The 22,179-nt window shown below is 69.1% G+C and carries 19 protein-coding genes and 3 pseudogenes; 14 read left to right on the top strand and 8 right to left on the bottom strand.

What is annotated here, in order from left to right:
• Nucleotides 1-43 precede the first annotated feature (43 nt).
• Both ABT009_RS37570 and ABT009_RS37565 read left to right on the top strand, forming a co-directional pair.
• A complete protein-coding gene (locus ABT009_RS37570) occupies nucleotides 44-667 on the top strand; it encodes a hypothetical protein (RefSeq protein WP_351305517.1) in 624 nt (207 codons plus the stop codon).
• A gap of 599 nt (nucleotides 668-1,266) precedes the next feature.
• Nucleotides 1,267-1,404, top strand: a pseudogene (locus tag ABT009_RS37565) (MFS transporter); the annotation flags it as partial.
• Nucleotides 1,405-1,406: 2 nt separating this feature from the next.
• On the opposite strand, the gene ABT009_RS37560 reads toward ABT009_RS37565, so the two are convergent.
• Nucleotides 1,407-2,612 (bottom strand): MFS transporter, encoded by a 1,206-nt coding sequence (locus ABT009_RS37560; protein WP_351305516.1) that lies wholly within the window; start codon nucleotides 2,610-2,612, stop codon nucleotides 1,407-1,409.
• Nucleotides 2,613-3,244: 632 nt separating this feature from the next.
• Between ABT009_RS37560 and ABT009_RS37555 the strand changes: the two genes are divergently transcribed.
• A complete protein-coding gene (locus tag ABT009_RS37555) occupies nucleotides 3,245-4,117 on the top strand; it encodes an LLM class flavin-dependent oxidoreductase (protein ID WP_351305515.1) in 873 nt (290 codons plus the stop codon).
• A 240-nt stretch (nucleotides 4,118-4,357) separates the two neighbouring features.
• Here the strand turns inward: ABT009_RS37555 and add are convergent, their stop codons facing one another.
• Entirely contained in the window at nucleotides 4,358-5,395 is a 1,038-nt protein-coding gene (gene add / locus ABT009_RS37550) for an adenosine deaminase (protein WP_351305514.1), read from the bottom strand.
• Between the two features lie 140 nt (nucleotides 5,396-5,535).
• Here add and ABT009_RS37545 point away from each other — a divergent pair, with 140 nt between their 5' ends.
• Together ABT009_RS37545 and ABT009_RS47560 are read left to right on the top strand one after the other, a co-directional pair.
• The gene (locus ABT009_RS37545; protein WP_351305512.1) at nucleotides 5,536-5,835 is read left to right on the top strand and encodes a hypothetical protein; all 300 of its coding nucleotides are present in this window, start codon (nucleotides 5,536-5,538) and stop codon (nucleotides 5,833-5,835) included.
• Nucleotides 5,790-6,018 (top strand): annotated as a pseudogene (locus tag ABT009_RS47560) (hypothetical protein); the annotation flags it as partial. The gene ABT009_RS37545 and the pseudogene ABT009_RS47560, both read left to right, overlap by 46 nt.
• Before the next feature lie 156 nt (nucleotides 6,019-6,174).
• On the opposite strand, the gene ABT009_RS37540 reads toward ABT009_RS47560, so the two are convergent.
• The 4 genes and pseudogenes from ABT009_RS37540 to ABT009_RS37525 form a co-directional block, all read right to left on the bottom strand.
• Nucleotides 6,175-6,399, bottom strand: coding sequence for a hypothetical protein (locus tag ABT009_RS37540; RefSeq protein ID WP_351305510.1), 225 nt, complete (start codon nucleotides 6,397-6,399; stop codon nucleotides 6,175-6,177).
• A gap of 74 nt (nucleotides 6,400-6,473) precedes the next feature.
• Nucleotides 6,474-6,727: pseudogene (locus ABT009_RS37535) on the bottom strand (hypothetical protein); the annotation flags it as partial.
• A 655-nt stretch (nucleotides 6,728-7,382) separates the two neighbouring features.
• Nucleotides 7,383-8,363 (bottom strand): acetylxylan esterase, encoded by a 981-nt coding sequence (locus ABT009_RS37530; protein WP_351305508.1) that lies wholly within the window; start codon nucleotides 8,361-8,363, stop codon nucleotides 7,383-7,385.
• A 37-nt stretch (nucleotides 8,364-8,400) separates the two neighbouring features.
• Complete coding sequence (locus ABT009_RS37525) at nucleotides 8,401-10,332, bottom strand: glycoside hydrolase 5 family protein (protein ID WP_351305505.1); 1,932 nt, start codon at nucleotides 10,330-10,332, stop codon at nucleotides 8,401-8,403.
• Nucleotides 10,333-11,268: 936 nt separating this feature from the next.
• Between ABT009_RS37525 and ABT009_RS37520 the strand changes: the two genes are divergently transcribed.
• The 7 genes from ABT009_RS37520 (at nucleotide 11,269) to ABT009_RS37490 (ending at nucleotide 19,484) form a co-directional block, all read left to right on the top strand.
• Complete coding sequence (locus tag ABT009_RS37520) at nucleotides 11,269-12,939, top strand: ABC transporter substrate-binding protein (protein WP_351305503.1); 1,671 nt, start codon at nucleotides 11,269-11,271, stop codon at nucleotides 12,937-12,939.
• A 117-nt stretch (nucleotides 12,940-13,056) separates the two neighbouring features.
• The gene (locus tag ABT009_RS37515) at nucleotides 13,057-14,040 is read left to right on the top strand and encodes an ABC transporter permease (protein ID WP_351305501.1); all 984 of its coding nucleotides are present in this window, start codon (nucleotides 13,057-13,059) and stop codon (nucleotides 14,038-14,040) included.
• The gene (locus tag ABT009_RS37510; protein WP_351305499.1) at nucleotides 14,037-15,011 is read left to right on the top strand and encodes an ABC transporter permease; all 975 of its coding nucleotides are present in this window, start codon (nucleotides 14,037-14,039) and stop codon (nucleotides 15,009-15,011) included. The genes ABT009_RS37515 and ABT009_RS37510 overlap by 4 nt, the downstream gene beginning before the upstream one ends.
• Nucleotides 15,008-16,081 (top strand): ABC transporter ATP-binding protein, encoded by a 1,074-nt coding sequence (locus tag ABT009_RS37505; RefSeq protein WP_351305497.1) that lies wholly within the window; start codon nucleotides 15,008-15,010, stop codon nucleotides 16,079-16,081. The genes ABT009_RS37510 and ABT009_RS37505 overlap by 4 nt, the downstream gene beginning before the upstream one ends.
• Nucleotides 16,078-17,058, top strand: coding sequence for an ABC transporter ATP-binding protein (locus tag ABT009_RS37500; protein WP_351305495.1), 981 nt, complete (start codon nucleotides 16,078-16,080; stop codon nucleotides 17,056-17,058). Before ABT009_RS37505 ends, ABT009_RS37500 begins: the two co-directional genes overlap by 4 nt.
• On the top strand, nucleotides 17,055-18,440 hold the full coding sequence (locus ABT009_RS37495) for a glycoside hydrolase family 36 protein (protein WP_351305493.1): 1,386 nt from the start codon (nucleotides 17,055-17,057) through the stop codon (nucleotides 18,438-18,440). The genes ABT009_RS37500 and ABT009_RS37495 overlap by 4 nt, the downstream gene beginning before the upstream one ends.
• A gap of 33 nt (nucleotides 18,441-18,473) precedes the next feature.
• Nucleotides 18,474-19,484: a LacI family DNA-binding transcriptional regulator gene (locus tag ABT009_RS37490; protein WP_351305491.1), complete on the top strand. Its 1,011-nt coding sequence runs from the start codon at nucleotides 18,474-18,476 to the stop codon at nucleotides 19,482-19,484.
• Between the two features lie 236 nt (nucleotides 19,485-19,720).
• On the opposite strand, the gene ABT009_RS37485 is transcribed toward ABT009_RS37490, so the two are convergent.
• Complete coding sequence (locus ABT009_RS37485) at nucleotides 19,721-20,464, bottom strand: class I SAM-dependent DNA methyltransferase (protein WP_351305489.1); 744 nt, start codon at nucleotides 20,462-20,464, stop codon at nucleotides 19,721-19,723.
• A 178-nt stretch (nucleotides 20,465-20,642) separates the two neighbouring features.
• Between ABT009_RS37485 and ABT009_RS37480 the strand changes: the two genes are divergently transcribed.
• Nucleotides 20,643-20,870, top strand: a complete 228-nt coding sequence (locus ABT009_RS37480) for a VOC family protein (protein ID WP_351305487.1) — start codon at nucleotides 20,643-20,645, stop codon at nucleotides 20,868-20,870.
• A 145-nt stretch (nucleotides 20,871-21,015) separates the two neighbouring features.
• Here ABT009_RS37480 and ABT009_RS37475 read toward each other — a convergent pair whose 3' ends face one another.
• Nucleotides 21,016-21,516 (bottom strand): MarR family winged helix-turn-helix transcriptional regulator, encoded by a 501-nt coding sequence (locus tag ABT009_RS37475; protein WP_351305485.1) that lies wholly within the window; start codon nucleotides 21,514-21,516, stop codon nucleotides 21,016-21,018.
• 132 nt (nucleotides 21,517-21,648) lie between these two features.
• On the opposite strand from ABT009_RS37475, the gene ABT009_RS37470 reads away from it, so the two are divergent.
• Nucleotides 21,649-22,164 (top strand): YceI family protein, encoded by a 516-nt coding sequence (locus ABT009_RS37470; RefSeq protein ID WP_351305483.1) that lies wholly within the window; start codon nucleotides 21,649-21,651, stop codon nucleotides 22,162-22,164.
• Nucleotides 22,165-22,179: the final 15 nt, after the last annotated feature.

The raw sequence follows: 22,179 nt of genomic DNA, 5'->3' as shown, positions 1-22,179 counted from the left end.
CACCACCTGCGATGATCCCCGAGTCACCCCGGTGGGAGGGATCATGGGAATCGGCTACAAGACATCATGGCTCGCTGTGCAGGACGCCGCGCCGGAGGAGGTCGCCGACGCCCTCGGCCTGCAACACCGGCGGATCGTGGACTGGACAGGCGGCACTAGCGCTGCCTACCGACAGGGAGTCTTCGTGGCCAGGCCGGTCCCCGACTGGACGATCGCCCACGGTCGGATCCATCTGACTCCTGGGACCAACGCCACCGATCCACGCTTTCCCGCCTGGCTCCAGACGCTGAGTACGCAACTTGGGGACGTCCAATACTTCGCCACCGACCGCATCGGCGACTATCACGCCTGGGCCAAGGTTGAATCCGGCGAGCTGACCCGCGCCTACTGCTACATCGGCGAGCGTGGCGAAGTCCCACTACATCTCGGCGAACGCACCGACCTTGAGAGGGAACTCGGTGTCGGGCAACGCTGGCTCGAAGACGGATGGCAGGACTGGCAGGAGCCCGAATGGGACGCCTGGTTCGCTGCCATGCCGCGAGAAGACCATGTAATGCGCATGGCCGAGCACTGGAGCATCTGCCCCCTTGACATCCCGGACGGCTCCGTCAACGCCCCAGGGATCTACGGCTTCCCGTCAGGCATCGAGCCCTGCTACGGACCCTGACTTCCGTTCGAAAAGTGGGGCTTAAGGGGCTGTGTGCAGGAGGCCGCGCCGTGTGGTGACTATGGCGCGCCACCGTTGGCGTCGGCACCCGTCCGGACCGGGCGCTCAGGCCGTCGGCGCGGCATTGTCCCGGGGCGTCTCGACTTCGCCGAGAGCGGTCCACGCCTTCGGCACGCGCTGGCTGCCGTTGGCCTCCTCAATTGAGGCGGATCACCACGCTCTGGTTGCTGCCGTATCCAGTCAACTATCGACGCTGCCCGGAGACTGGTGAAGAGTTGGTCAGCAGGAGCGGCAAGTGACGGCCCGGTGCTCCTACCTGTGACCCCAGGTGCAAAGTACGGGTGTCCGATCGTTTGCTGACACCAGATCAGCCCCAGGGGTAATCCCTCCAGACTGCCGAGAATCCGCTGGATCGAAGACCGGTACTCACGGACTTCCAGACTCTGTTACTTGACCACATACACCGTGGTCAACAGCCTGACGCTGTGGTGCGTCTCCGACCCGCTGGCGCCGTTTCGTCCCGGCTTCAGCGGAAGTCGGCGTACAGGTCCAGAGCCCGCTCTAAGCTCGGGCTCATGGCGTTCGAGCTGCACATCGTTGACGGCCTGCGTAATGTCCGCCAGCATCGGATGCTCGCGCCGCTGATCACCGTGACCGGGCTGAGCGAGATGTGTTTCAGCGGTCCGGTCGCTACCGGTTTGGTACTGCTGGCGGCCGAACGCGACTGGGGCGTCTCCATTCACATGCAGTGGTCAGTCTGCTGAGCGGGTGACCTGGCCTGGTGTGCGGCGACGACCATGACGATGACGGAGATCAGGACGATACCGGCGCCGACGTAGAGCGGCGCGGTGTAGCCGAGACCCGCGGTGATGGCCAGGCCCCCGAGCCAGGCGCCAAGGGCGTTGCCGAGGTTGGACGCGGACACGTTGGCGCTGGCGGCCAGTGCCGCCCCGTGGGCGAAGTCGGTGACGCGAGTGATCATGCCGGGCACGCTGGCAAACCCGAACAGCCCCATCAGAAACACCAGTATCACCGACGCGGTGCCGCTGCCGGCCAGCAGACCGAACACGGCCAGGGTGATGGTGAGTCCGAGTAGGGCGAGGACCAGGGCGCGGTCACGGTCACGGTCGGCCGCTCGTCCGCCGACCAGGTTCCCGACGACCAGACCGACGCCGTACACCATCAGCAACCAGGCGACATCCGCCGAGGAAAAGCCGCCGACCTCGGTGAACGTGTAGGCGATGTAGCTGAACGCACCGAACATCCCGCCGTAGCCGAGCGCGGTGGCCGTCAAAGTCAGCCAGACCTGCCAGGACCGGAACGCACTGAACTGGGCCCGCAAGCCGCTGGCCGGTATCGGGTCTGAGCGGCCCGTCACTGTCGGCGGCCGTGCCTCTCCCGCCCAGCCGGGGACGAGGGTGACGATTCCCGCCAGCGCGAGCACGCCGATTGCGGTGACCGCCCAGAAGGCCGCTCTCCAGCCCCAGCGCTCACCGACCAGCGCACCGAACGGCACGCCCAGCACGTTCGCAACCGTCAGCCCGGCGAACATGACCGCCACCGCGCGGGACTTCTTCTCCGGCGCGACCAGACTGCGAGCGACCAGCGAGCCGATACCGAAGAACGAACCGTGGCACAACGCCGCGACGATCCGCCCGAGCAGCATCACCGGATAGCTCGGCGCGAGAGCGGACAACAGGTTGCCGATGACGAACAACGCCACCAGGCCGACCAGGATCCCCTTGCGGGGCAGCCGCGCCGTCGCCGCGGTCAGCGCGATCGCGCCGATCGCGACGCTCAACGCGTACCCGGAGATCAGCCAGCCCGCGGCTGCCTCGGACACCGCGAAACTCGACGCCACCTGCGGCAGCAGCCCGGCGATCAGGAACTCGGTCAGACCGATGCCGAAACCGCCGAGTGCCAGCGCGATGAGTCCACTCGGCATTCGTCGCTCTCCGATCGACCGCCCAACGAGTAGCGGGGTACGGGACTTCCCGCCGCGGCTTGTGGATCGCCCGGATCTCGAACCGCATGCGCGTGGCTCGATGCCGGACCGCGCGGCACCGAGGCACCACTATGCCATCAGGGGTACGGAGTTCGTACGGGTGTCCGTCGACTTGTGCTGCCCGCGCGCCCAACTCCTTTGGTGCGGACTGGTGCATCCGCCGCCGGTGGCGGGCTCCTGGCCGGTGACCAAGCGCGGTCGACTGTGATGCCGTTGACGGTTGAGCGTAGGACTGATCACTTTGCACCGTGGCGATCTCCGGGTTCCTCCACGCCGCCCTCGAAGGTCCGCAACCGCATCCGCTCCCGAGAGACCCTCTCAGCGTCGGTCAGCCCACGCCCTGCGGGTGTCTCACAACCCAGTGGCGCGCAGGCTATCCGTGAGGGCACAGAATTGTGAGGCCACGCCACGGCCCTCTCACCACCCAAACGGTGACGGCCCAACCGCTCGGAGGACGCGACCCCCTTGCCTGCAGCCACACCCCGCCGAACTTCGCGAACCACTGGGTGCTGACACTCTCGACCTTGCCCGAGCGTTGATCACTCACTGGAACAGACCATAGATTACGGTCCATGACGACGGTTCGGATCGGCGTGATGTACGACCGCGACTGGGCACCGGAAGGGCTGCCCGAGTTCGCGCGGGAGGTCGAGGCGCTCGGAGTGGACGATCTCTGGGTGGTCGAGGACCTCGGATGGAACGGGGGTGTATCGGCCGCGTCCGTGGCGCTGGGAGCGACGGAGCGCCTGCGCGTGGGCATCGGCATCACGCCCGCTCCCTTGCGCAGTCCAGCGTTGCTGGCTATGGAGCTGGCGACGCTAGCGCGGGTGTTCCCGCGGCGGCTGGTGGCCGGAATCGGCCATGGGGTGCCGGAGTGGATGGCGTCGGTTGGCGTTGCGCCACGGTCGCCGCTCGCCCTCCTGGAAGAGACCATCAATTCCGTGCGGGCGCTGCTGCACGGGGAGCGGGTCGAGCTGGAGGGCCGGGAAGTGCGACTGGACGGCATCCAGTTGGTGCATCCACCCATCGAGCCGCCGCCGGTCGTCGCCGGCGTAGTGCGGCCCCGCTCCCTGGAGCTGTCCGGGCGAGTCGCGGACGGCACGCTGATCGCCGAGGGCCACGGGCCGCAGGATGTGGAGAGCGCTCGGGCATTGACCAGGAAGGGCGGGGCCTCCACCGACCACACTCTGACGGTGTTCGCCTTCTGCTGCGTGGGCGACGACGCCGATCAGGTGGCGCAGGCGCTGCAGCCTCATACAGAGGGCCATGGCGCCTGGCTCGGCCGCCCGGCGCGGCAGGTGTTCACCGTCTCCGGCACGGCTGAGGAGGCCGCCGAACGAGTCCGCGAGCTGGAAGCGGCCGGAGCGGGCACGGTCGTACTGCGGATGATAGGTCCCGAGCCGGCACAGCAGCTCGGGACCGTCCTGAAGGCCCTCGGACGCTAGGCCAGGCGCCGCGTGCTCAGCTGGCTTGGGATGCTGCCGGCGTGCCTGGCGGTCTATTCCCGCCGCTTGGACGAGCGCGACGCCTTGACCAGCGACCAGATACCTCTTGCGGATTCAGGTCGGGCGCGTAGGTGGGCAGTTGGAAGACCGTGAGCCAGTCCGCGTTCGCTTCGATGAACTCCCGCAGTGGCTTGGTTAAAAGCCTCCCACAATCTCGAGCCGCCCGTTCCCGAGGGCTACTTACGGGTGCGGCAGTCGCCACGCCCCTTGGATCGGGGGTGTCGTTGCTTGGTCAGGCGTGTCCAGCCAGTCGGCGATGAGCGTGACCGCATCCTCCACGATTGCGCGCGGGGCGCCAGAGGATTCGACCGAGGTGCGGGCTATCGCGGCGATCTGGGGGTCGGTGAGGGCGAAGGCCGTGCGGGCTGTTTCGTACTCCTCCAGCAGGCCGGGGCCGAACAGGAGGGGGTCGTCGGCGTTGAGGGTGCACCGGACGCCGGCTTGCAGCAGAAGCGGGAGGGGGTGGACGGACAGGGATCCCACGACGCCGAGGGCGACGTTGGAGGTGGGGCAGACGTCGAGGACTACGCCTTCCGCAGCCAGGCGGGCGACGAGAGCCGGGTCCTCAACCGCCCGTACGCCGTGGGCGATCCGTCGCGCGCCGAGCACGTCGAGTGCGGCGCGCACGCTGGCCGGACCGGCGAGTTCCCCTGCGTGCGGGGCGGAAATCAGCCCGGCATCAAGGGCGATGGCGAATGCCTCGGCGAACGGCTCAGGGGCATATTGGGCCTCGTCTCCGGCCAGGCCGAAGGAGACCACCCCGTTGTCTGCCCGCCGGGCCGCGAGGTGGGCGGTCTCGACGGCCTCCGAAGGGTCCGCGTTACGCCGGGCGAACACCAGGACGCCGAAGCCGATGCCCAGCCGGGCAGCGGTACGGCGGCCCTCGTCGATCACCGCGTCGAGCAGGTCGAGCGCGGCGTCCGGATCGTCCTCGTAGGTCAGGGGGTTCACCTGCGGCTCGATCCATACCGCTCCGTCTGCGGCGGCGTCCTCGACCACTTCGCGCACCAGCCGCAGAAGGTTCTCCCGCGGGCCGTCGCGCACCAGCCGCGCAGCGACGCCATACAAGGACATGAAGTCCTCGAAGGACGTGAAGCCGCCTAAGTCCGGCGGTTGTTCGCCACGCTCACCCGCTAGTTCCGCGAGCGTGGCGGGGCGCATCGCGCCTTCGAGATGGAGATGGAGATGGGCCTTCGGCAGACGGGCCAGGCTTCGCATGGTGCATCACTCTATGGCTACGCCCGTGACGGTCGTTTGGAGATGCAACGATCGCAACGTGGCCGAAGTGATTACGGCGGGCCGCCTCTGCGCTGCTGGGAGAGCTGATCGAGCCCGCGGACGAGGAGGCCGAGGCGGAGATGCGGCGCCTGCTGGCCACCCGCTACAACACCGTCCGCCCGTTCCTGTCTCTGCTCGGGGAGCCGCCCGCCCTGGGGGCGGCCTCTGCCGGTAAGCGGATCTTGGAGGCGGTGAAGCGGCTCCCGGTGCTGGCCCGGCGGAAGGTCAAGCAGAAGCCGCTGCTGCCGCGTGAGATCGACCAGAAGCTGGTGCCGCCGGCGTGGAAGCGGGCGGTGTACTCCAACCCGGAGCTGCTCGAGGGGGCGTGGACCGCGACGCCTGTGTGGTGTGCGTGCTGGAGCAGCTGTTCCGCGCGCTGAACCGGCGCGACGTGTTCGCCTCCCCCACCAGCCGGTGGGCGGACCCGCGGGCGCGGCTGCTGGACGGCAAGCAGTGGGAGGCCGTCGCCGAGGACTCCTGCACAGCCGAGCTTGGACGAGCCGGTCGAGGAACACTTGGCCGGGCGGGTGTGGGCGTTGGACGCGGCGTGGCAGCTGATGGCCGAGCGGCTGGATGCAGCTGCGGGCGCTGCCCGCCGAAGCACGCGAGCAAGGTCCTCCGGAACGTGCAGGTCGACGTAACCGTCGTCGAAAGCGCCCTTTCCCCCACGGTAGAGCGAACAGCCGAACCCTGCTGGGGCCCGTGGATAATCACGCGGGCTACGCGGGCGGTGTGCTGTTCCACACGTCGGGCCCACCTCCGCGCCACTCGATCAGCTCGGGGTCGTCGATCGCCGTATCGGCCTCAGGCAAGTCGGCGCCGTGCAGGAACTCCAGCAGATCGAACAGCGTGTAAGCCGTCCCCGCCGGCTCGCCACGGATCACCACCCGCCGTCCGCCATCCTGCTGCGGCGGGTACACGATCACAGGCGCCTCTTCGACCATGACTCCAGCCTCCCCCGGCTCTCCCGCAGAAGCAAAGACCCACAGCGCCGGTGTGCCCGCAGGCCCGGCCTGTCCTAGGAGCGTCGCAGCAGTCGGTGCAGCAGGCGCAGGCGACGGTGGGCGATGAGGGTGGCGGCTATGGCGACGAACGCCGGGAAGCGGAAGTGCTCAGCCTTGCCTCCGTAGCGGCGGTGCAGGCGGCGGAATCCGGACAGTCATGTCACGGTCCGGTCGACGACCCAGCAGCGTCGGCCGAGCCGCTGTGGGGACTCGATGCCCTTGCCGGGGATGCGGGGGCGATGTGGCGTTGGCGGCACCAGCGGCGCAGGTCGATGAGAACCCGGGCGGAACTGTTCGGCCTGCTCGTCTTCCGCGTCGACCCGCCGCAGGAGATCGACCGGGCGTTCACAGCGCATGCGTCGCCGTGGCGCCCGAGCGCTACGGCGCCGCGCCGAGGAAGCGATCATCGAACCTTGGGCAGAGGCTCACTCTGAATCAGGGACTACCAGCACACTGTCGGCCGCCCTGGCGGGAGCCGACTCATTCCACCCGGGACGCACCGCCGCTGCCGGAACGCCCCTGATCGCTGTTGGACTGGCACTCCGGGCACAGCTTGTGAAGCCCGCGGACGGTGATCACACTTCCCCAGCCACTGCATACGTCGCAACCGGCAGCCAAAGCAGCGTTGGCACGGGGGGTCGGGTCGGGGGCGGTAGCTACCCCATGTCCCATGGAGCTCTCCTCGGGTCGAACTCGTGACGACAGCGCACACCATGCACCGCTATGCCCATTTTAGTCCGATTTGCGTCCGAGTGCGTCTGGTTACATAGATTTAACGTCCGTTTATTTCCGATTTAGCACTAGCCCTCCCATTGGATCAAGAAATCACCCCTCTCCCGAAGCTCGGGCCAATGGCGGGCCGGTCGTCGACGCCGTGGCCCAGGCGATCAACCCCGAAAGGGTGGGATGCACGGCACCCCTCCTTACGCCTCCTTGGGCGCGAGGCCGTGGTCGCGCAGCCAGCGCAGGTGCTCCCCCGGCGTGGCGCCGTATCCGCCGCCGTGGTCTGCGAAGCGCCAGACGCGGATGTCGCGCTCGGCGGCGTACCGGTGGTAGGCGGCGTAGACCGTGGACGGCGGGCAGATGGGGTCCATCAGGCCCACGCTGAACAGGGCCGGGGCGGTGGCGCGGGCGGCGAAGTGGACGCCGTCGAAGTAGGACAGGGTGCGGAAGGCGGTCTCCGCCATGTCCTGGCTGTGCCAGCGCAGGTACTTGGCGATCTCGACGTACGGGCCGTCGGAGGCGACCTCGACGCCGCGTTCGTAGTGGCACAGGAACGGCACGTCGGTCAGCACCCCGGCGACCAGGTCGCGGGCGAGGCCCGCGACGGCGAGGGCGAGGCCGCCTCCCTGGCTGCCGCCGCTGACCACGACCCGGTCCGGGTCGACCTGGGGCAGTGCGCGGGCGGCGTCGACGGCGCGGACGCAGTCGGTCATCAGGCGGCGGTAGTAGTGGTCGCGCGGGTCCTCGATGCCCCGGGTCATGAAGCCCTCGACCCACTGCGTCCCGCCGCCCGTGCCGTGGTCGGGCGTGTCGTGGCCTTGGCCGCGGCTGTCGACGACGAGGTGGGCGTATCCGGCGGCGGGCGGCAGCAGGTGGTCGGTGGGCCGGCCGCGGCCGCCGCTGTAGCCGATGTACTTCACCTGGACGGGCAGCGGCCCGGTCGCGCCGCGCGGCAGGAGCAGCCAGGCGGCCACCGGTTCGCCGTTCCAGCCGGGGAAGCGTACGTCGTGGACGTCCACGGCGGTCAGCAGCGTGTCCTCGACGGGGGTCAGGACAGGGTCCCCGCCCTGGGCGCGGGCCTCGGCGAGGGTCCCGGCCCAGAAGTCGTCGAAGTCGGCGGGGGCTTCCAGGTCGGGCCGATAGCGGGTCAGTTCGGTCAGTGGCATGTCGGTGAGCGGCACGGCGGGGCTCCTCCTCCGGTTCGTAGGGGTACGAGGGTCAGGCCCCGCGCAGTTCCAGTACTCGGACGCCTCGCTCGGGCAGGCTCACGGTGTCGACGGGCGTGACGTCGAGGTCGTACAGGGTGGCGTCGCCCTCCACCACGGGCTTCACGGAGATCTCCTGGCGGGCCTGGCTGACGAGCCAGACGAAGACCCGGCCGTCCTCGTGCTCGAGGCGGTCCACGACCACCCTCGGGTCCGCGACCGTGACCGGGCGCCGCACCTGTGCGTGGGTGCCGAGGGCGTCGTACAGGGTGACGCCGTCCTCCGGGTTGACTCGCGGGGTGACCGCCGCCATGTGCTCGAGGGGGTAGGTGCTCAGGATCACGGAGCCCTCGCCGACCCGCCGCAGCAGCAGAGCGGGGCGGCCGTGGGTGTCGACCGCGAGCACCTCGGCGTCGGTGGGCTCGACGGGGAGGAAGACGCGGCTGTTCTCGGTCCCGGCGGCGCGGAAGGTGAGCCGGGCGCCCTGGGAGAGGTTGCCGAAGGGACGGATGAACGTGAAGGTCACCTCGTCGTCCTCGATGGGATCGACCAGGCCGTACTCCAGCTGGTGCTCGACGCCGAACATCTCGTTCAGATGGGCGTACCAGGGGCCGCGCTGCTCGTCGTGGTAGCCGGGGCAGTAGGAGACGTACACGGTGGCGCCGGTGCGGGCGCGGTCCTCCAGCTCGTACCAGGTCGGGGAGAGCAGCTGCTTCGTGGACGGTACGAGGTAGAGCCTGGCCTCGCCGGGCAGGTCGTCGCTCTCGCGGGTGACGGCCGGGGCGAGTCCGGCGAGGCGGCCGGCGACCCAGGCCTGGCGGGCGGTGCGGTAGACGTGGTCGGCGTCCTCGGGGCGGGTGAAGGGGTACTCCGTGTCGAGGTACGAGGAGATCACGACGGCGGTGTCGGTGTCGGCGCGGCGGGTGCGGCCGAAGTCCACCTTCTCGAGCAGCTCCGCGAACTCCTTCAGTTCGCGCAGCTGCGGCTTTGCGGCGCCCTTGGCGTCGGTGAGGCCGAAGTGCATCTCGAAGGCGTGGTGCAGGTACGGAGGTTGGTGCTTGAGGTTGTCGTAGTCGGTGTTGTTCCAGGCGATCCAGCCGGTGGCCCCGGCGAGCAGGCTGTTGTGCAGGACCTGGCGGTAGTAGTGGGCGGCGTTCGGGCCGGAGACGAAGTCGGAGCTGACGCCGAACTCCTCCAGCACGACCGGCCGCCCGAAGGTGCCGGTGAGTTCGCAGACCCAGGCGGCGGCGTGGTGCTGGCGGACCGGGTCGTCCTCCATGCGGTAGACGTGCGGGCCGAGGAAGTCGCAGATCTCGGCGGTGTAGCGGACCGAGAAGCCGTTCTCGTTGCCGGTGTTCTCACGGCCCCAGGCACCTTCGCCGAGGGAGAACGGCTGGGTGCCGCCGGCGGCGCGGACGGCGTCGGCGATGATCTGGGCCCAGGACGAGACGGCCTCGCGGTCCTGGGTGCGGTCGCCGTAGATGGGCATCTCGTTGGAGACCAGCCAGCCCGCGACGGCCGGGTGGTCCTTGAAGCGGCGCACCATCTGCCCGGCGAACCAGGCCTGGCGGGCGACCATCCACACGTCGGAGTACAGGTCCCGGCCGCCGCGCCAGGACGGGTCCCAGTTCTCACCGGACATGTGGCCGACGATGAAGGTCGGGACGGTGGTCATGCCCAGCTCGTGGTGCCGGTCGAGGAAGTCGGCGAACAGGGCGCACTTCTCCTCGTCCACCGTGTAGGGGGTGGGCATGAAGTCCGGCCAGTAGTAGAAGGACCGGGTCATGTTCAGCCCGTGGTCGCGCAGGACGCGCAGTTCCTCGCTCACCACGTCCGGATCGTAGGAGCGCCACATCAGCGGGCCTCCGGTGCGCGACCAGTAGTTGGCGCCGAGCCAGGTGACCGGAGTTGCGGCGGAGGTCAGCCGGGCGGAGGTGCGCTGCATGGGCGGGATCCTCTTCTGGAGTGGCGGTCGCTGCGGGGCCGGGCGGTACGGGGCTTCGGGTGCGAGAGCAACGCACCGGGGCGGGCCGGCGTCGACGGCGTGGCGGAGGGTTGCGGGGAGGCAGGGAGCCGACGGCGGTACACGACCGCGCACCGGGGCTCGCGGCTCCGCCCTGGCCTGGCGGTGTCTCGTTGCGCGGCGCATACGGTGTGGTGGCCGGGCGGCTCACCGATCGGCGGGATGATGGAACCACTGCACCGGTTTAGCGTCAAGACATCGCGGGGGACTCGGCCGAGATTCATAAACCGGTTTATGCCACAGCCGGATGTCGCCGGCCCGGACGGCGGCCCGTACCGCCTCCCTCCTCCGGCTCCCGGGCAGCGGCTGCTCTGGCGTGACACTCGTCCGGCCTGGAACTGTGGTCGTGGCGCTGTGGCTGACCCGCGTCGGCCGACGACCGACCGCCCGGGTCCCTCGGGTCATGGGCGAGCAAAACCGGTTCAGTTGGGTAAGAGGCCGAGCGCGCCGGCGCCGGCGAGATCAAAAACTTATTTGTTTTCGAAGTGTTGACAGCGGATTACCCGGACTCTAATTTTTGCCCACGCCGACCGTGACGGGGGCAACCATCTCCGTCCCAGCCGACCACGACGGGGAGCATCCATCCCCGCCCCTCTCGACGCACGTCACGCACCACGTACGGGCGCCCGCCGGGCCGCACAACTGCACAGCCGCACGCCTTTGCGCAGCCGCACAAGCACGTAGTTCCGCAGGGCTCAGAAACCTTGCCCTGACATCGTTGTCAGCCCGTGATGCACCCGCACCTCGTTTCATTCGCCTGACCGCAGCACTCCCCCAGCCACCACCAGCCCCCCACGCGTGCTCACTTCGCCCCTCGCCCTCACCCCTCCAACCCGCCCACCAATCAGGGGATCACCGATGAACGTCACGAGAACGGCCCGGCGGCGGCTCCTCGCCTTCGGCGCGGTACTGGCTCTGGCCGCCACGACCGCCACCGCGTGCGGCGGAGGCGGCTCCTCCAGCCCTGCCGCGACCGGCATGGTCACCGTCACGGCTTCCTCAGGGAACTTCACCAAGAACTTCAACCCGTTCTCGCCGAACGCCCAGCAGGGCACGCACGGCATGATCTACGAGCCGCTGTTCCTGTTCAACGCGGTGAAGGCCGGTGACGTCCAGCCCTGGCTCGGCAAGTCCTACACCTGGTCGGACGGCGGCAAGACCCTGCACATCAAGATCCGCACCGACGCCACCTGGAACGACGGAAAGCCTTTCACCAACAAGGACGTGGCGTTCACCTTCCGGATGGCTCTGAAGAACAAGGACTTCAACAGCTACGCCCTGCCCCTGACGTCGGTCACCACGGACGGCTCGGACGGGATCACGCTGAAGTTCTCGCAGGCGGCTTACACCAAGGAGTACTTCATCCTCGGCAAGGCCGACCAACTGCCCGAGCACATCTGGTCGAAGATCCCCGACGGCAAGAAGAAGACCGTCCTCAACAGCAAGCCGGTGGGCACCGGTGCCTGGACGGTCAAGTCGGTCGCGAACACAGTGATGGACCTGCAGGCGCGCAAGGACTATTACATGAAGGGCAAGCCCAGCATCAAGACGCTGCGCTACCTGTCCTTCAGTGGCAACACCAGTGCCAACGCCGCGATCACCTCGGGGAAGGTCGACTGGGCCGGCGCCTTCATCCCGGACATCGAGAAGAACTACCTCGCCAAGAACAAGAAGTTCGACCTGGTCAACATCCCGCTCGCGACCACCTACCTCGCGCCGAACTTCAAGCAGGGCCCGACCGCCGACGTGAACGTGCGCAAGGCCATCAGCGCCGCGCTCGACCGCGACTTCATGAGCAAGACGGTCTACAACGGCCAGGCCGGCCCGACCAACCCGATGGCGCTGCTGCTGCCCAACTACCAGTCAGTGCTCGACCCGTCGCTGAAGGACGCGACGTTCGAGACCGGCCAGGCGAAGGTCGACGCGTACCTCAAGGCCTCGGGCTACTCCAAGGGCTCGGACGGCATCTACGCCAAGAACGGCAAGAAGCTGTCGATCACGCTGGAAACGGTCTCCGGCTGGACCGACTACATCAGCATCGCGCAGATGGCCAAGCAGCAGCTCGCCAAGGCGGGCATCAAGCTGAACGTGCGCGCCGAGGCCTACGCGCAGTGGGTGGCCAACCAGTCCTCCGGCAAGTTCGAGATGCTGCTCAGCAACGACGGTTACACGCCGGATCCGTATGCGTACTACGACAAGCTGCTCGACAGCCGGATCGCCCCGAAGGACGGGCAGAGCGAGACCATCGGCAACTACGGCGGCTACTCCAACCCCGAGGTGGACGCGGCGCTGGACGCCATCGCCTCGACCACCGACCTGGAGAAGCAGAAGCCGCACTTCTACACGATCCAGCAGCAGTTCATCAAGGACATGCCGCTGATCCCGCTGTTCAACGCGCAGAACGAGATCGAGTTCAACGGCAACCACATCACCGGATACCCCACCAAGGACAACCCGTACGCTGCCCCGTCGGTCTGGCTGGCCCCGGACAACGGCTGGGTCGCCATGCGGCTCAAGCCGGTGAAGTGACGCGGCACTTCGCTGCCTGAACTCCGGTGCGGCGCCCCTCCCCGTCCCCTCCCTGACGCAGGGATGGCCGAGGGGCACCGCACCGGTCCCCGGCCGAGCCGCTAGGAGCTTTCGGATATGCGGTACCTACTGAGAAAACTCGGGTTCTATGCGATCGCCGCGTGGATGGCGGTCACCCTCAACTTCGCGCTGCCCCGGCTGATCCCCGGCGACCCGGTGCAGCTGATCATGGCCAGGCAGTCGCAGCAGGGCCCGGTGCCCCCGGGTGAGAAGGAGGCCCTGGCGAAGATGCTGGGCCTGGGCCACGGCAACATCTTCGTCCAGTACTGGGACTACCTGGTCTCCACGGCGCAGTTGAAGTTCGGCCTTACGGTCACCTACTTCCCGACCCCGGTGTCCTCGGTACTGCACTCCTCTGTGCTGTGGACCCTGCTGCTGATCGGCGCCGCCACCGTCATCAGCGTCGTCATCGGCATCACCCTGGGCACGGTGGCCGGATGGAAGCGCGGCACCTGGCTGGACTCGCTGGTGCCGTCCACCACCTTCCTGGCCGCCATCCCGTACTTCTGGCTCGCACTCCTGCTGCTGTACCTGCTGAGCCAGATCTGGCCGGTGTTCCCGGGGAACGGCGGCTACGACCCGGGCGTGACGATCGGCTGGAACGGGCCGTTCATCCAGTCCGCGGTGCAGCACGCGATGCTGCCCGCGATCACCATCGTGCTGAGCTCGGTGGGCGGCTGGCTGCTCGGCATGCGGAACATGATGGTCTCCACCCTGTCCGAGGACTACGTGGCCGCCGCCGAGGCGAAGGGGCTCAAGTCCCGTACGGTGATGATCGGCTATGCGGCCCGCAACGCGGTGCTGCCGTCGGTGGCGGGCTTCGCGATCTCCCTGGGCTTCGTGGTCAGCGGCTCGCTGGTCATGGAGATGGTCTTCTCGTACCCCGGCATCGGCTACACCCTGTTCCAGGCGGTCAGCAACAACGACTACCCGCTGATGCAGGCCGTCTTCCTTGTCATCACCTTCGCCGTGCTGTCGACCAACTTCCTGGTGGACATGCTGTACGGCTTCGTCGACCCCCGTACGAGGCAGGCCCGATGACCACCGCACCGATCACTTCGACCCTTCCCACGGCCACTCCGCCCGCGCCCGGGTCCGGCTCTTCAGGTGGCCCGGCCGCTTGGGCGCGCGGCGCCTGGCGGACGGTGCGCCGCTCGCGCCGCCTCACCGTCGGCTTCGCGATCATCACCGTGTTCGTACTGGTCGCGGCCTTCGGCCCGCTTCTCACCGGCAGCCCCGACACCTTCAGTCAGGACCTGTCCCAGGCGCCGTCCGGCGCCCACTGGCTGGGCACCACCCAGACCGGCCAGGACGTCTTCGCGCAGCTCATCGCCAGCACCCGGGGTTCGCTGGTCGTCGGCGCCGCGGCAGCCCTGGTGGCCACGGCCGTGTCGATCGTGATCGGTATCGGCGGCGGCTTCCTCGGGGGCTGGGCCGACGAGGCGCTGTCGCTGATCAGCAACGTCTTCCTGGTGATCCCGGGCCTGCCGCTGGTGATCGTGATCGCCTCGTACGTCAAGGGCAGCAGCACCCTCGCCACCGTCGGCGTCATCGCGCTGACCAGCTGGGCCGCCTCTGCCCGGGTACTGCGCGCCCAGACACTGAGCCTGCGCAGCCGCGACTACGTCCAGGCGGCCCGGCTGTACGGGGAGCGGCGCTGGCGGATCGTGCTGGTGGAGATCCTGCCGAACGAGATCGCGATCATCGTCTCGCAGTTCATCTTCGCGGTGATCTTCGCGATCCTCACCCAAGCCGGCCTGGCATTCCTGGGTCTTGACGACCCGTCGGCGATGACCTGGGGCAACATGCTCTACTTCGCCCAGAACGCCGAGGCGCTGGCCGGCGGTTCCTGGTGGTGGTTCGTCCCACCGGGCCTGTGCATCGCGGTCTTCGGGGCCGCCCTGTCACTGATCAGCTTCGGCCTTGACGAGGTCCTCGACCCGCGGCTGCGCGTCCACCGGCCGCGCTCCGCCCGCCGTACCCGTACGAAGGAAGGCAGGACCGTCCGATGATCGACACCGTTGCCGGCCTGGCTGCCGATCCCTCGGGCTCCGCCGCCCGGGATGTCGTGCTGCGCGCTGAGAACGTCCAGGTGGAATACGACGGCGAGCGCCCGACGCGAGCCGTGAGGGGCGTCAGTTTCGAACTGCGGCGCGGCGAGGTGCTGGGTATCGCCGGGGAGAGCGGCTGCGGCAAGTCCACGCTGGCGTACGCGGTCACGCGGATGCTGAAGGCGCCCGCGCGGCTGACAGGCGGCAACGTCGTCTTCCGCGACCGGGAGGGCCGGGAGACCGACCTGCTGGCGCTGGGCGGCGAGGAACTGCGGGCCTTCCGCTGGAACCGGCTGTCGATGGTGTTCCAGAGCGCCATGAACGCGCTGAACCCGGTCACCACCGTGGGGCGGCAGTTCGACGACATCTACCGCGCGCACCGGCCGCAGATGACGAAGACCGAGCGGGCCGACCGGACGAAGGCGCTGCTCGAGATGGTCGGCATCGACGCCGGCCGGGCCCGCAGCTATCCGCACGAGTTGTCCGGCGGCATGCGCCAGCGAGTGGTGATCGCCATGGCGCTCGCGCTGGAACCGGACGTCGTCATCATGGACGAGCCCACGACCGCCCTCGACGTGGTGGTGCAGCGGGAGATCCTCGACGAGATCGAGCGGCTCCGCGAGGAGCTGGGCTTCAGCGTCATCTTCATCACGCACGACCTGGGACTCCTGCTGGAGATCAGCGACCGGCTGGCCGTGATGTACGCCGGCGAGATCGTCGAATACGCCCCGGCGGAGCGGCTGACCGACGCCAAGCACCCCTACACCCAAGGGCTGCTGCGGTCGTTCCCCGACCTCGTCGGTGCACGCCGCGAGCTGCGCGGCATCCCGGGATCGCCACCGGACCTGCGCGGCGAGGTCGTCGGATGCGCCTTCGCGGACCGGTGCGAGTACGCCTTCGACCCCTGCCGCACGGTGGCGCCCCGCCTGCTGGACATCGCGCGCGAGGGTGCCGGGGGCTGGCACGCCGCGTGCCACCTGAACGACCCGGAACACCGCAGCTCCGCCTCCGCCGAAGGACCGCACTCATGACCGCCCTCGAAGTCCGCGACCTCGTCGTCGAATACGCCCAGTCCCGTGGCAAGCCCTACCGGGCCGTCGAGAAACTCTCCTTCTCCCTGCAGGCCGGACGGACCCTTGCCCTCGTGGGCGAAAGCGGCAGCGGCAAGTCCAGCGTCCTCAAGGCGCTCTCGCGCCTGGTCACGCCGGCCGGCGGGCAGGTGCTCCTCGCGGGTCGGGGCAAGGTTCCGGCGAAGGAGTACCGGCGCGCGGTGCAGATGGTTTTCCAGGACCCGTTCGCCTCGCTCAACCCGTCGCACAGCGTGGACCACCACCTGCGGCGTCCCCTGCTGGCCACCGGCCGGGCGCGGCGCGGGACCGAGGCGGACGCGGCGGTCGCGGAGCTGCTGCGGCAGGTGAACCTCACCCCGGCGGCGGACGTGGCGCGCAAGCGGCCGCACGAGCTGTCCGGCGGGCAGCGGCAGCGGGTCGCGATAGCCCGGGCGCTCGCTCCGGAGCCCGACGTGCTGCTGGCCGACGAGCCGGTGTCGATGCTGGACGTGTCGATCCGCCTGGAGATCCTCAACCTGCTGGACGAGCTGAAGCGGCAGCGCGACCTGGCGCTGCTGTACGTGACGCACGACCTGGCCACGGCCCGGCACTTCTCCAGCGACATCATGGTGATGTACCGGGGGCAGGTCGTCGAGCGCGGCCCGAGCGACGAGGTCATCCTCAACCCGAGGCACCCGTATACCCAGTTGCTGGCGGCCGCGGCGCCCAGGACCGGGGCGACGCGGGCAGAGATCCGGGCGGCGCGGCAAGTGCGTACGGCGGCGCGCTCGGCACGGGAGGCCGAGCGGCGGGAGACGGTGGTCGGTGACGGCTGCCGGTTCAGGCCGCGCTGCCCGTTCGCCATGGACGTCTGCTCCACCCGGCCTCCGGAGGCGGCCATCGGCAGCGGCCACAAGGTGCTGTGCTGGCTGCAGTCGGAGGGGAAGGCCGCCGCGTGACCGACCATGCAGGATTCGAGCCGGTCCACGGTTTCGATCAGGTCACCGGTTTCGAACCGGTCGCGACTCTGACCGTGGATCCGGACACCGCCCGGATCCTCGCCGAGGGCTGGCAGTCCTGGAGCGTCACCGAATCGCTTCCGGTCACCGCCGCTCAGTACCGGCCGACCCTCGCCAACTCCCTGGCCATGGACTGCCACTACAACGCCGTGCCGCCCGAGGGGGTCTTCCAGGGCGAGGGCGTGCTGGCGGTGGATCCCGGCGACGGCGGACCGGTGCACGTGTTCGCTGCCGAGCGCACCGACCGGACGGTTCCGCGCGTGCGCGCGGCGCTGGGGCCGGGCGGCACGCTGCGGATCTCGTCGGACGCGCCCGTGCTGCGGTTGGAGGGCGAGGACGGTGGGTCGGTGCAGGCCGCCCTCGGCGCCTGGGCCGAGGACTTCGCCCAGCGGGCCGGGGTGTCCGAGGGGCGCCTGACGCGGGCGGCGCCGACGGTGTGGTGCTCCTGGTACCAGTACTGGAACACCGTCACCGAAACGGACATGCTGGCGGAGCTGGACGCCATGGACGAGCTGGACCTGCCCTTCGACGTCGTCCAGATCGACGACGGCTACCAGGCCGCGCCCGGCGACTGGCTGCTTCCGTCGGACCGGTTCGCGGACCTGGCGGGATTGATCGGCCGGATCCGCGCGCAGGGTCGGCGGGCCGGAATCTGGACCGCCCCGCTCCTGCTCGGCTTGGGCAGCCGACTGTACGCCGAGCACCCGGACTGGGCGGTCACCGACCCGGCCACCGGTGAACCGGTGTTCGCGGGTGACGCGATCGGCGACCGCTGCACCGCGCTGGACGTGACGAACCCGGGCGCGGCCGCATACCTCAGGGAGGTCTTCGAGGCGATGCGCGGCTGGGGCGTCGACTACTTCAAGATCGACTTTATGTACGCGGGTGCGCTCGAGGGCCGCCGGTACGCGGACGTGACGGGTGTCGAGGCGTACCGCGAAGCGCTGCGGATCATCCGCGAGGCGATCGGCTCCGACTCGTACCTGGTGGGCTGCGGAGCCCCCCTGCTGCCCGCCGCCGGATTCGTGGACGCCATGCGGGTCGGACCGGACATCGCCGCGCACTGGTCGGCGCCGAGCGGGCATCCGTCCGAGCCGAGCCAGCGCAACGCCACTCGCAACGTGCGCGCACGCGCCTGGCAGCACGGCCGGCTATGGACCAACGACCCCGACTGCCTGATGCTTCGGCCGGGGGTCGAACGGCGCGAGGAGTGGGCGCGGACAGTGGAGACGCACCGTGGCCTGATGTCATCGGGCGACGGACTGCGCGCACTCGACGACTGGGGACTCGCGACCACCCGCCGCCTGTTGTGGCCGTCCTAGACTGAGCCCGGCAAAAGGGAGAGGAATGCACAAGTGAAGCGCCCGACGATGGCGGACGTCGCCCGGCGAGCCGGAGTCACCAAGGGTGCCGTGTCGTTCGCGCTCAACGGCAAACCGGGCGTGTCCGAAGGGACGCGCCAGCGGATCCTCGCCATCGCTGAGGAACTCGGCTGGAAACCCAACAGCGCGGCCCGCGCCCTGTCCGATGGGCGGGCGGGTGCGTACGGGCTCGTCGTGGACCGGCCTGCGCGCACACTGGGCATCGAGCCGTTCTTCATGCAGCTGATATCCGGCATCCAGGTCGAACTCTCCGGCCGCGGTGTGTCGTTGCTGTTCACCCTGGCCGAGGACACCGCCGCTCAGATCGCCGTCTACCGCGACTGGTGGGCGAGCCGCCGGGTGGACGGCGTGTTCCTGGTGGACGTCGCGGTGGATGACGCGCGGATAGCAGCGCTGGAGGAACTGCGCCTGCCCGCCCTGGTGGTGGGCCATCCGGTCGGCACCGGCAGCCTCCCGGCCGTGTGGAACGACGACGCGCAGGCCGTGCGTGCCGCGCTGGCGCACCTGGCCGCCCTGGGGCACCGCTCGGTCGCCCGGATCAGTGGTCCCGGCGCGCTGTGGCACACCCGCATCCGCGCCACCGCGTTCGAGGAGGCCACCCGCGAGCTCGGGATGCGGCTCACCACCCTCGAGGCCGACTACACCGGCGAGCAGGGTGCCGCCGCGACCCGCGAGGTGCTGACCCGCGATCCGCGTCCCACGGCCGTGCTGTACGACAATGACGTGATGGCCGTCTCCGGCCTCAGCGCCGCCCGCCACATGGGACTGGCCGTCCCCGGGGACGTCTCGATGGTGGCCTGGGACGACTCCGCCCTGTGCGAGCTGGTCGAGCCCGGACTCACCGCTGTGAACCGGGACATCGTGGACTACGGGGCCAGGGCGGCCCGGCAGTTGCGGGAACTGGTCGAGGGCAGGACGATCGGCCACTTCCAGGTCACCGGTCCGAAGCTGGTGAAGCGAGGCAGTACCGGACCGGCGAGCTGACGGGCGGCGACGGTCGGCCGGAGCCGGCAGCCGGGGGCCAGTGCCAGGCGTGCGGGGACGTCGTGTAGTAGTGCACCGAGTCGAAGACCTCGCCGATGGCCGGCGGCGCGGAGAGCACACCGCCAGCGACGCCCCCTCGACCACCTCCTTCGGCCGACCGAAGCCGCAGCACTGGTACAGCCGCGCGCTCCGGGACGAGGTCGGAGGAGCGGCATCCATCCCGGACCGTAGCGGAGCTACTGCGTTGGCGGGATGCGGTAGACGGAGACGTGAGAACGCGACTCGGCGGTGAATGCGGCACCGGCCCAGTCCGCATGCCTGGTCTCCAGTTCGAATCCGGCCAGCTGAGCCATGAGGTCGAGTTCGGCCGGCCAGATATAGCGGTGGGGGCTGCGGAACAGCCGCGCCTGCATGGTCTCGTCGAACCGGAAGTGGTGCGATACCACCTGCTGGCGCAGGACGTCGTAGGTGTCCAAACCGATGTAGCCGGGGTCGGACTGCCAGACGGTGGCCGTTTGGCCCGGCGGGAGCTTGCGCAGCTCGGGTACCCAGAGCTCGATCACGAACCGACCACCAGGCGTGAGGTGGCGGGCCGCGTTGCGGAAGCACTCGACCTGCTCAGCCTGGGTGAGCAGGTTGGAGATCGTGTTGTAGACGAGATAGACGAGGTTGTATTTCCCGGGGGCGACGGTGGTCGCCATGTCACCAATGATCACTGGGATCGTTGCTTCGTCTGCCTTGGTTCGCAGTTGCTCCACCATCGGGTGCGACAGCTCGATGCCGGTGACGGGGACTCCTCGCCCGGCGAGCGGGACGGCTACCCGGCCGGTCCCGATGGCGAACTCAAGCGCTGCTCCGTCCCCTGCGAGCTGGGTGAGGCGGTCCACGGTCGGCCCCAAGACCTCGGGCGCGAACATGCCGGAGCCGGGCGTGTCATAGCGCTGGGCAGCATCGACGTCCCAGATGTTCTCCTGTCGCATTCCGTCAACGCTCGCCGCCGGCCTGTGCGATGTCCAGCGCATTTCTCCCACCGCTCGGAGAAGGAACCTCGAACTGGGTCGACGTCGGACGTGTCCTCGCCACCGGCCAGGCATACACCCGCCCGGGCCACCACAAGAGAGGCACCAAGCCACGCCGCGCGGGCTACCACGGCGAAGAGTGCGGGTTGGCAGCCGGCGGCGGTTGACTCTCGATGAGCCCGGCCACCCCGGCCCCGTCGGCCCGTCACGGTTCGGCCTTCTGGTCGCCGACCTCGACACAGTCCACAAGCGGGCGCTTGACGCAGGCGCGGCCGAAGTCGATGCCCCGGCCGACAGGCCCTGGAAGCCACGCTCCTCTTGTGTGACGGACCCCAGCGGCAACCGCATCGACCTCTTCCAGAGCTGACACGACAGCCGGAGGAGGGGCCTGAGACCTTGGGTCAAATATCACGCTAAGCGCGGTCTCCACCGTCGGTTCGGACGGCATCCCTGTCCACGTGACGAGCCGCTCAGACAGGAGGTCGGGGTCCAGGCGTGGGCGCTGGGGGGACCTACGCGTGGTCCTCGGCATTCGCCGAGTCCGGCAGCAGACTGCGCATCATCGCGCAGTCGTGCAGACCGTCCAGGCCCTTGACGGCCTGGGTGACGGCTTCGGCCAGCGCGCCGGAGGCTTCCCGGAGGCGCTGCCGTGCCTTGTCGGTGAGCGTCACCTGGATGCCGCGCCGGTCGCCGCACGCAGTGCTGCGGGTTATGAGTCCTGCGTGCTGGAGGCATGCCACCTGGTAGGTGAGCCGGGTCTTGGGACGGCCGAGGCGCTCGGCGATCTGCGTCATGCGCAGGCCGGTAGCGGGCCCGTCGGCCAGGAGACACAGCACCAGGAACTCGTCGTGGGAGACGCCGAGCGTCTCCTTCACGCGGGAACGCAGCTGCTGCTCGATCGCGCCCGCTGCGGCCAGCAGCCCCATCCAGGCCCGCAGTTCGGTTGGCAGCAGGCCGGACTCACCTGCCGCGTCACATCCGGGCAGGTCGGCGGGGTCGGGAGAGTCGGCCATGGTGTCCCAGTCTACCTGTTGTCCAATTTTGGAGTATCGACTAGCCTGCAGTCATCCAAATTTGGACGACTTGGGGGACGGCCTCCCGACCTCCTCCCCCACTGACCCCACGCATCCCCTCAGGAGGGCTTCATGTCCGTGGCAGTCGAAACCGGCACCTGGCAACTCGACCCGGCCCGTTCCACCGTCAGCGTCCGGCACAAGACGATGTGGGGCTTGGTTACCGTGAAGGGCACCTTCGCCGGTCTCACTGGCGGGGGTGAGGTCAGCCCCGACGGTTCAGCCAGCGGTTCGATCACCCTGGACGCCGCCTCCCTCGACACCAAGAACGCCAAGCGCGACACTCACCTGCGGTCCGCCGACTTCTTCGACGCGGACCGGCACCCCGAGGTCACCTTCGCCGTGCGCAGCGCGACTGCCGAGGGCGACAAGACGGTCCAGGTAGCCGGTCAGCTGACCGTGCGCGGCATCAGCCGTCCGCAGTCCTTCACCGCCCACCTCACCGAGGCGAGCGCCGACACGGTCACACTCACAGCAGAGTTCACCGTGGACCGGGAGCAGTTCGCCATGGGCTGGAACCAGCTGGGCATGATGCGCGGCCACACCACCGTCACCGCATCCCTCCACTTCGCCCGCGCAACGTCCTGAGAACGCAAAACGCCA

The organism is Streptomyces sp. NPDC002896, from assembly GCF_040295225.1.
Classification (GTDB): domain Bacteria; phylum Actinomycetota; class Actinomycetes; order Streptomycetales; family Streptomycetaceae; genus Streptomyces.
Note: the sequence above shows the minus strand (reverse complement) of the source record. Positions and strands in the feature narration are given on the sequence as shown.